This is a genomic window from Haloarchaeobius amylolyticus, from assembly GCF_042678045.1.
Taxonomy (GTDB): Archaea; Halobacteriota; Halobacteria; order Halobacteriales; family Natrialbaceae; genus Natrinema; species Natrinema amylolyticus_A.
This window is the reverse complement of the sequence record NZ_JBHUDI010000013.1, coordinates 86762-96076: the sequence shown is the minus strand read 5'-3', so window position 1 is coordinate 96076 and position 9315 is coordinate 86762. Positions and strand designations below refer to the sequence as shown.

6 protein-coding genes are annotated in these 9315 nt (G+C 56.3%); all 6 read right to left on the bottom strand.

All coding sequences use genetic code 11. The annotated features are described in order from the left end of the window. Positions 1-202: 202 nt before the first annotated feature. A complete protein-coding gene (gene phaC, locus ACFR99_RS20275; protein WP_390291588.1) occupies positions 203-1861 on the bottom strand; it encodes a class III poly(R)-hydroxyalkanoic acid synthase subunit PhaC in 1659 nt (552 codons plus the stop codon). 51 nt (positions 1862-1912) lie between these two features. Beyond that, entirely contained in the window at positions 1913-2356 is a 444-nt protein-coding gene (locus tag ACFR99_RS20270; protein ID WP_390291585.1) for a universal stress protein, read from the bottom strand. Between the two features lie 118 nt (positions 2357-2474). Next, entirely contained in the window at positions 2475-5258 is a 2784-nt protein-coding gene (locus tag ACFR99_RS20265) for a cation-translocating P-type ATPase (RefSeq protein WP_390291582.1), read from the bottom strand. Between the two features lie 451 nt (positions 5259-5709). Then, positions 5710-6594 carry a universal stress protein gene (locus tag ACFR99_RS20260; protein WP_390291579.1) on the bottom strand — a complete coding sequence of 295 codons (885 nt, stop codon included), beginning with the start codon at positions 6592-6594 and terminating at the stop codon, positions 5710-5712. Between the two features lie 117 nt (positions 6595-6711). After that, the gene (locus tag ACFR99_RS20255; protein WP_390291576.1) at positions 6712-7779 is read right to left on the bottom strand and encodes a CNNM domain-containing protein; all 1068 of its coding nucleotides are present in this window, start codon (positions 7777-7779) and stop codon (positions 6712-6714) included. Between the two features lie 776 nt (positions 7780-8555). Further along, a complete protein-coding gene (locus tag ACFR99_RS20250; RefSeq protein WP_390291573.1) occupies positions 8556-9248 on the bottom strand; it encodes a formate/nitrite transporter family protein in 693 nt (230 codons plus the stop codon). Positions 9249-9315: the final 67 nt, after the last annotated feature.

Genomic DNA, 9315 nt, shown 5'->3' with positions numbered 1-9315 from the left:
AGGAAGCCCCTCCCTCAAGGAGCGAGTGCAAGCGAGCGAGTAGGGTGGGGTAGTTCACAACGCCTGCGGAGACTGCGACCACGGTGGACACGCTTTCTGTGTCTGTAAGTCGCGTCGTGGAAACAGGAAGCCCCTGCCTCAAGGAGCCGCCGAAGGCGGCGAGTAGGCAAGGTAGTTCACATGGCTCTACAACGCGATCTATTCATTGGTCTCTCTTATTCGATCCCTCTACCCCGATCAGTTTCTGGGCCCGATCAATCCAACTCTCTGCCAGTTCCTCGGTGGTCTCAGCGGCCGTCGCGACGTGTGTACTGTCGGCGACAGCAAGTTCGGAGACTGATTCGATTCCTGCGGATCGAAGCCGTTCAGCATATACCGGTCCGATTCCTCCAACATCATCAAGATCGTACGAGTATGGGGCAGCGACAGCGACCTCGTCAGCGGCCTCTTCGACTTCGGTACGAGTCGCCTCGCTGACGTTCTCAACGCCCACCGTCTCGACTCCCTCGCCGGTTTCGACTTCGACAGCGATCCCCTGTGGTCCAGTATTCAAACCGATTTCATGACCGAGCGCGTCTTCGAGAAACGTCTCGATAGCTGTCGCGTCACGAGCGACTATCCCACGTTCGATCTCACCGTCGTCGTCCGCGAGGACGATTTCCAGTTCGTCGACGTCTCCAACCGTGACATCCGTTTCAACGTCGATGTCGAGCGTTTCCTCGATACCGTCACCGATAACGGCTGCGAGTGTTGGCTGCTCGGATTGCTCGAGGAACCACTCGGCGACTTCGGGCCAGAGATCGCGATGAGCCCCGTTGGACATCGCGAGACCGACGTGGCCGCTGGGATATTCGATGGTTGAAGCGTCAGCAGTCCCGACGGCATCGTTAAACGGTTTGCTTGCCGTTGGCGGAACGAGAACATCATATTCACCAACGATTTGTAGAAGGGGCATATCGATGTTCGTGACGTCGACGTGTTCGCCGTCGATGGTCAGTTCGTTCTTGTAGAGGAGATTGTCTTGATAGATCTCTTTGAGGAACTCAGCATAGACTGCACCAGCGACGTCGACGCTATCGGAGAGCCACTGTTCCATTCGCGCAAAGTTTTGGACGAAATCCTCGTTTTCGAGCCGATCGGACAGCTGTGCGTATTTCGTGATGTTGTTTGCTACCGGGTCCATCATATCGAAGCCGGTAGCGAGAAACTCCCCAGGGACGTTTCCGAACGTGTCGGTCACTGTCCGCGGATCATAGTAGTCCTCGTCGCCCCACAGCTCGAGGACGCCACCGGTGTCGTCAAAGTACAGGCCGGTTGCCATCAGCGCGAGTGCATTCACCTTCTCCGGATGGAGCGCGGCGTAGATGGCCGACATCGTGCCGCCCATGCAGTAGCCAAGGACGTTGACGGCGTCCTGATCCGATCGCTTGCGTATCTCGTCGATGCAGTTGTCGATGTAGCGGTTGACGTAGTCTTGGAGTCCGAGCCGTTGATCGAGGTGTGACGGCTCGTGCCAATCGATGAGGTACACGTCGTGACCGGCTTCCAGCAGTCGGCGGACGATCGATCGATCTGCTTGGAGATCGAGGATATACGGTCGGTTGATGAGGGCGTAAACGATGAGAATCGGAATCTGATGCTGGTTCTCGGTAAGTGACTCGTAACGGAGTAACTCGAGCTTGTTCTCCGTGTAGACGACTTCACTCGGGGTCTGACCGACACCTGCAGACGCGGCGTCCTGGATCCGGTCTTGGGCGACAGTCGCTTTGCGAACGACATCTGTGGTCGCTTCGAGTGCCGTCTGCTGGGCCGAGAGAAGGACCTCGAATGGTGGCCATTGCTGGTGTTCGTCCGAGGTCATAGTCGTCCTCTCGTGAACGTGGTTTCTGAGGTGCACTGTCTCGCCATTGTGTTATCCAGACTCCTCCATGATTTTCCCACCAGTCCCTTCGACGATGCGAACCTCCCGATCACTCTCCTCGAGGAGTTTCCGACGAACCCCCGAGAAGTGCTCTGTGTGGTTGCCATGTTCTCCGACAACGATGATTTCTGCGTCTACTTCGTCGGCGTACTCGAGGATGACATCGTGTGGACTTCCGTGTCGAGTGTCTCCCACGACGCGAATGTCTTCTGTTGCTGCCATCTCCACGATCTCTTCGACACATATTGCGGCGTGATCGGCAGCGTAGATCGTCGCCAGTTCCGCCGAACTGAGGGCGGTATCGTCGAAGCGACGCTGGTCGACGACACAGATGACATGCAGCGCCACCCCGCGATCTGTTGCGAGTTCGATTGCCCGTTTGGCCGCTTGTCTGGCGTATTCGCTGCCATCAGTGGCCAATAGGATTGGTCCCATGAACGGTGACTCAACGGGAAATGAGTTAATCCTTGCAGGATGAACTACCCTACTCACTTGCTTGCGCTCGCTCCTTGGGATTAGCGCCTGAAATTAGAAAGACGGTTGTTCCAACGGATTATTGTTGCTTGTCGTCTCGCTTTTGATAGTCCTCATTTCCCAGGTGTCCGTTTGACATCGACGAATCGAAAAGTCGGTCATATACGGTAGACGTGAGGACGTTGAGAAGAAGGAACGCGACGAAGGCAACGCCGATCCACCCCCACTCGTGAACGGCGAGCGGAACGACCTGGAAAAAGTCGTGTACTGGTGTGTACAGAACTGTCAGGTGGAGGAGAAACGAGAACCCGATAGCAGCCAATAACCACAGATTAGAGCCAAGGGTTAGACCGTATCGGGATCGAATGACATAGATCCGGATCATCTCCCCGACAACGATAAAGGTAAACAAAAGCGTCTGTGCACGGACGAGCGAGTCGGTGGCTTCGAGACCATAAAAGAAAAGCCCAAGACCGATGAGCGCCAGCAAGACGGCGATCGTGACGATCGATACGAGCACACGTGTATTGATCACGCCTTCGTCCGACGGTCTCGGGGGCCGCTCCATGAGTCCGGCAGCATGTGGATCCGCTCCGAGAGCGAGCGCCGGCAGCGTATCAGCGACGAGGTTGATCCAGAGGATCAAGACGGGAGTCAGAATCAGTGCCTGGGAGGTTCCCGTAAACCGCTCGGGAAACAGCAGACTCCCGAGAAGGACACCGAAAAAGACCACCAGGACCTCACCGGTGTTAGTCGAAACGAGGTAGTTGACGAACTTTCGAACGTTCTCGAATATGCCGCGCCCCTCTTCGATTGCGTCCCGTATCGTCGCGAAGTTGTCGTCACGGAGGATCATATCCGACGCCTGCCGTGCGACGTCGGTCCCACGATTCCCCATGGCGATCCCGACGTCGGCCTGTGTGAGTGCGGGCGCATCGTTGACGCCGTCGCCGGTCATTGCGACGTTGTGGCCGTTCTCCTGTAACGCAGTCAGTATCCGGACTTTGTGGTCCGGCGTGACTCGTGCAAAGATATCAACTTCTTCGACGGTGTCGCGCAACGCGTCGTCCGACTGGTCGTCGATGTCGCTGCCCGTAAGCGCGCCTTCCGGATCGAACCCGATCTGCTCGCCGATCGCCTTGGCAGTAGCAAGGTTGTCGCCTGTCGCCAGGACGGGACGAACCCCGGCGGATTGGCAGTCGGCAATTGCCTGTTCGACCTCCGCACGTGGCGGATCGAGCATTCCCTGGAGACCGAGAAACACCATCCCGTTCTCGATCTGGTCCGCATCCGCGTCTGGATCGTCGATCGTCTTCGATGCGAACCCCAGCACTCGGAGCGCGTCACCCGCAAACGACTGGGTTCGCTCGAGGACGTCTTGTCGTTTCGCATCAGTAAGCTCACACACACCTCCAGCCTCGAGGATGCGGTCACACCGCTCGAGCACGACTTCCGGTGCACCCTTCATGTAGGCAGTTGGATCGTCGCTGTCGACGAGTACCGTCATCCGTTTGCGTTCCGACGAAAACTGAATCTCGCGTATCCGCTCTCCGGGTCGGTCGACACCAGCGTCATCTGCCACTCGCTGGACCGCGACTTCGGTCGGCTCGCCCCTGTACTCGTTTTCCTCAGTTCGCTCCACATTGTTACACGCGGCACCACATCGGAGCAGCCACTCGAGTGCCTGTTCGATGTCCTGGCTGTGCCGAGTATCCGTTCGCTGGCCCCCTCCGTTCCCGTCGGCCGAGACTGGACTGATCTCGGAGGGCTCGACGATGGTTCCAGCAGTGTAGAGGCGTGTCACCGTCATCCGTTCTTCGGTGAGCGTTCCAGTTTTGTCGGTGACGATGACGTCGGTCGATCCGAGGCTCTCGACGACTGGGAGTCGTCTGACGAGGGCGTTTCGATCGACCATCTTTCGGGCTCCAAGCGCGAGCGTAAACGTTACTACCGCAGGCAACCCCTCCGGGACTCCCGCGACGGCCAGGGTAATACTGACGAGCAGAACCGAGACGATACCCGTCGCGGTAAAGAGAAACTGGACGACGGTAACGAGAACGATGAGAACGGCGACGAGAGCGCCGATTTGCGTTCCGAGCTGTTTGACTTCCGCCTCGAACGGGGTTTGTCGGTCTTCGGACTCGCCGAGCTGAGTTGCGATCCCGCCGACCTCCGTCGCCATACCGGTCTCGACGACGACGGCTCTCCCGCGCCCTTTCACGACGGTCGTGTTCATATAGACCATATCCCGCCGTTCGGCCAGTGGCGTGTCGTCATCGACGGCTTCCGGATTCTTCTCGACCGGCGTACTCTCCCCCGTGAGCGCGGATTCGTTTGTCCGCAGCCCGTCGGCTTCGAGGAGTCGTGCATCCGCCGGGACTGCGTCACCCTGTTCGAGATAGATCACGTCACCAGGCACAAGCTGTTTTGCATCGATGGACTGCTTGGTTCCATCACGAATACCAATCGCGCTCGGGCTTGCGAGTTCACGAAGCGCCTCGATCGATTTCGTGGCCTGGTAGTCCTGGACGAAGCCGAACAGCCCGTTCACACACAGGATTAACGCAATGAACGCGGCTTCGGCGTAGTTCGGTTCACTCTCCGGGAAGAGCCCGACGCCGAGCGAGAGCAGCGCCGCTACGACGAGCAGGTACATGAGTGGATTTCGAAACTGAGAGAGCAAGAGCTCGACACGCGACGTGCGCTCTGCCTCGCGGATGTCGTTCTCCCCGTATTCCTCGAGCCGTCGGCTCGCCTCAGCGGACGACAGCCCATCGTCATCAGTCTCGAGCGTCTCGAGGACGTCACTGGTGGACGTGCCATGCCACGGCTCTGTGCGGTCGTTTCGGGAGTCGCCCGTCATACTGCCCACCTCGTCGCTGTCGGGCACCCAGTTCCGTGTCTCTCCCTCTCTTCGAGCGGCTGAGCTACCTCCTGGTGTTCGGAGAAATCCGACGGTGGCCCGACGACTACCGGAACGCGACCAGTCCACAGCCGGCCCGAAATCCCGCGTTCCGTCCTCGACTGGCGGCGCTTCACGCCATCGGCTAACGCGACTTCGACACGCTGGGTTGTACTCTCGTGTCCCCGATCCGCGGTATCCTCGAACTCGAACGTAATCGGGTCGTCGCGCTCGAGCGTCATCCGTCGGCTCCCGCTCTCCCGTGGACTCGTGTTTTCCGTCCTTCGGCGTCGAATTCGTCCATAGCTGACTAGATGGGAGACCTTCATATAAACGAAGACGTGAGTTTCCACGGTTCGAAACCTACTCTCGATCGCATGTCGACTCCTACCAGCATCCCTGAGTGTCTGCGTCATTCACTGTTCTCTGTGGGCTCTCGAACCGTCAGAACGGGAATCGGTGACGTCCGAACGAGCGATTCCGTGACACTTCCGAGCATGTATCGATCGAAGCCAGTTCGACCGTGTGTCCCGACGACGACGAGATCGACGTCGTGGTCGGTAATATACGAGCGGATCGCTTCGGAAATCGAGGGGGCGTGTTCGATCGTCTTCGAAACCGACTCGACGCCAGCGTTCGTTGCGAATTCCGCCGCCTCGTCGAGCAACTCGGTCGCGCTTTCCTCTAACATCGACTGCTGGATGTCGCTCCGGACGTCGACTCCGAGGGTCGCGAGAGCGATGACGGAGAGTAGATGAAGCGTTGCCTCCTCGGCATTCACGACGTCTACACCTAGTGCAAGCGCTTGATTCGCACAGTCACTTCCATCTGTTGGGACGAGGACGTCTTCGTATGGGTACTGGAGTTCGTCGGCTGCATCCGGTTGAATCGTAAGGATTGGTGTGTCTGATCGCCGGACTACCCGTTCGGTGGTACTCCCAAGGAGCAAGCGCTCGAGGCCTTGCCGACCGTGAGTGGGCATAGTAATGAGATCAATATCATGTGTTTCAGCGTAGTCGATGATGATTCTGTATGGTTCACCTTGTCGAACGTCTGTAACAGTGCTCACGCCTCGTTGCTTGGCACGGTCAGCTGTCTCTCGAACGAGTTGCTCGCCTTCCCGTTCGAGGGTATCAACGACTTCCCCACGAATCTGGGTCACACTGTCTCGTGTTGTATCCGCCACGTTGAGGATATGGACTGTCGAGCCGTGTGCGGTCGCAATATCGAGGATGTGCTCAAATATGTCTGTCGTCCCATCGCTCTCGTCGACCGGGAAGAGAAGGGTATCGAACATACGTAGACTTAGGGACGGGAACACAAAACAAGAGGGGATGGCTACAGAGTAATGAAGCGAATGATATCGAACTTGTGTCTAAGGACGTCTACAGAATACCGTCGATAGTCTTTGCAGCTACGTTTTTTCGCGGTTGAGATAATCATCAATAGGGTCCTCAATGTCTCCCATGATTGCTTCTAAGAGGTCTGTTACTGTTACCATTCCGACGACTTCCCCATCTTCTATTACCAACGCGAGCTCTTGGTGCTCGGCTTGGAACTGATCGATAGCATCGCTAATATCTACGTCTGGCGACAGGGTCATCGGCGGAGCAGCGATCTCTTCGAGATCGAGGTCCCCTGTAGCTATTTCATCGCGATATCCACCTAACACCGGGAAGTAGATGATCCCGCGGAACTCTGTAAAACTGTCACCGACCAATGGATATCGTGTATGCGGCTGCTCTTCGATCCGGTTGAAATTCTCCTCGAGATCGACCGCCGTTGAGAGGGCAACAATCTCATCAGTGGGGACCATTACCTCACGGACGGGTTGTTCTCCGATGTTGAGTGCATTCATAATTTCTTCCCGTCGCTCTGGCGCGAGATCACCTTCATCGAGGACAGACCCGAGTCGATTGCGGAGATCCGCTCGTGATTCGATGACTTCCTGTTCAGTCTCACGCCATGCGCCAGTCATCTCGATGCCGAATAGTTTCAGCGTTCCCTTTGCGATCCAGTCTCCGAACCAGATCGCTGGGGCAAGCACCTTCGCGAACCAGTAGAGTGGTCGTGCTCCATACTGACAAACTTGCTTCGAGCGTTCGACACCGAGGTATGTCGGTGTCTGTTCGCCATGTGTGAGATGAATCAAGTTAATAAGCAAAAATCCAAGTAATGAGCCTGCCCCGATCGACGCGAGCGCCGTATTCTGGAATACCGGCTCGAATAGCGCTGCCAGTCCAGGTTCAGCGACAATACCTAACGCGATGCTCGTTCCGGAGATCCAGATCTGACAGGTTGTGAGATAGAACTCGAGATCGTCAGTCATCTCCCATGCAAGTTGAAGCGATGGCGTGTCGAATTCTGACTCGGGATACTGTCGGGCACGAGTCAGACCGAACTCAATTGCGACGAAAAACGCGTTCAATCCGATGAGAAGGAGTCCGGCCAGTATTCGTAAACTGATCTCAAGTGGTTCCATCAATGACCCGTAGTGTTAGACGCCACAAATTAGTATGGGAATGTCACTGCTACATTTTACAGAGTATTCGTTATAAAAAGGATCTAATTTCGGCTCGACAATCCATCTGTCACCACAGTCCAGCAGTTGAACCAGCAAGGATAAGCCCGCCCAAGAAAACCAGTACAAGGACCACTATTAATATAAGTATTATTTCCTTTTTGATGTCCATTGTTATGCGATTCTGAGACCCCTTCTAGTGCCTTGACCTTCTTGATTGTGATCTTATAGTACTTTGGCCCGTGTAGTCGGTATTGTTTAGATTAGTTGACTCTATGAGTATGCATAGCTCTAAACTATATTTTGGCGGTTACTGAATTAGCGCTTTTGAAACATTATCGTCGATACGGCGATATTCGCCGTTCCCGACGGGAGGATAGAGAGCACCACGTCCTCGAGCGCGTTGACCGTGACGAGCACCTAAACAGCTTCGTGAACAGTTTCATCGCCGCCGCAAATCCCGGGGAGGTCGACATTGTTGACCGAGACCTGTATCGCGATATCAACCGTGTGTCCAGTACGTTCGGTCTCGACGATTCGAAATCCGTGGTCAGCGGCGAGTCAACGGCCTCATTTGACGTGACCCATCCCCGCTTGTTCGATCGAGGATGAGACGACGCGCTTCCTCAGTCAACCCGTTGGTCGAACCCGCGTTTCCACTGGTCATGACGGAATCAGACGTGATGAGGGCTCTAGCGCTCTGGCGGATGCAGGCAGGAGATCGCTTCTCGTTGCGCTCAGTCTTCCACACCCATTACCTGCGCAACGTGGGTGAACGTAACGAGGCCGATTCCTCCGACGAAGTTACCTGCAGTCGCGACGACGATTGTTTCGGCCAGCGCTCCGTAGCCGATCGCAGCGTCGAAGAGAAGTCCGAAAAAGACGTGGATTGCAGTGACGACCACGTGGTCGAACGGTCCAAGAGCCAACAGGAACCCGACGATATATGATATGGTAATACGACTCTGGACACTGTTGACGGCCTCGAGGAGGTACGACAGGAGGCTTACGAGTGCACCACCGATAATGGCGCTCGCAAACATCACTCTCACCGGCCGGTGGACGATCTCTTCGGCAGTCCGTTCCAGTGCATGTGCTGACCCGGACGGAAGGACGCCATCGACAGCAAAGACGAATGCGAAGAGGAACCCGCCGACAAGATTGATGACGAGGGTGAGGATCCATAGCCGAAAAAGCGACCCGAGTAGCCACGAGTTGTCTTGATTGACCGCCTTTGCGGCTGGGTCGAAGAAGTTCTCGTTGAACAGCTCCGACCGGCCGACGACTAGAAAGACGACGCCGACGGCAAAGGTAAGTGCGCCTGCAATATGTGCGACGTCACCGAACTGCGGTGCAACCAATGCATCGACAACCCCGAGCGTGGCAATACCGAAGACGATGGCCTTGTTGAAACCCTTGCTGGCAAACACGACAGGTGAGTAGCTGGCGAGGAGATGGATGCTCTCCCGAAGTCACGGCTCCTTCGATTCGTTGAAC

Coding starts and splice junctions, on each gene's coding strand:
- ACFR99_RS20255 (WP_390291576.1), bottom strand. CDS start 7,779: ATGGAACCACTTGAGATCAGTTTACGAATACTGGCCGGACTCCTTCTC.
- phaC (WP_390291588.1), bottom strand. CDS start 1,861: ATGACCTCGGACGAACACCAGCAATGGCCACCATTCGAGGTCCTTCTC.
- ACFR99_RS20265 (WP_390291582.1), bottom strand. CDS start 5,258: ATGACGGGCGACTCCCGAAACGACCGCACAGAGCCGTGGCATGGCACG.
- ACFR99_RS20260 (WP_390291579.1), bottom strand. CDS start 6,594: ATGTTCGATACCCTTCTCTTCCCGGTCGACGAGAGCGATGGGACGACA.
- ACFR99_RS20270 (WP_390291585.1), bottom strand. CDS start 2,356: ATGGGACCAATCCTATTGGCCACTGATGGCAGCGAATACGCCAGACAA.